This is a genomic window from Paenibacillus sp. OT2-17 (assembly GCF_009827695.1).
Lineage (GTDB): Bacteria > Bacillota > Bacilli > Paenibacillales > Paenibacillaceae > Paenibacillus > Paenibacillus polymyxa_B.
The window spans coordinates 1-520 of record NZ_WUDQ01001059.1 but is presented as its reverse complement, the minus strand read 5'-3'; the positions used below and the strand labels follow the sequence as shown (position 1 = coordinate 520).

Here is a 520-nt window from a genome sequence, read left to right as displayed (position 1 = left end):
CTCAAACCCTGCAGCACCCACTTGTAAAGCACATTCAGCGACTGAATCAAATTCGAAGAAGTATTCCTGCCTTGCAAAAAGGACAGTATTCTACAAAAGATGTAAGCGGACAAATGGCGTACAAGCGACGTTATACGGATTCATCAAAAGGCATAGACAGTTATGCTTTAGTTACTGTTAGTGAATCAGCTGTTTTTCGGAATATTCCTAACGGCACTTATAAAGATGCTATTACCGGAGACGTCAAAGAGGTCACGAATGGGACGCTCAATCTGGCAGTTTCGGGCAAAGGAAACTTAAGGGTATATGTACTTGATCTCCCGGGTAATCCTGCTCCTGGTAAGATCGGTGAAAACGGGCCTTTCTTGAAGCCTTAATTTTTAAATATAAGAAGCATGGAGGGAATGACATTCCTAGGAGTGTCGGTGGTTTGAGGTTTTAAAAACACACTCATAAACATATGGGTGTGTTTTTTTGGTGTTAAAGTAGCACAGATACCAAGAAGATGTAACATTTGCCG

The 520-nt window shown here is 41.5% G+C and carries 1 pseudogene; it reads left to right on the top strand.

From position 1 onward, the window contains the following. Nucleotides 1-377: pseudogene (locus GRP75_RS29025) on the top strand (alpha-amylase); the annotation flags it as partial. Between the last annotated feature and the right edge of the window lie 143 nt (nt 378-520).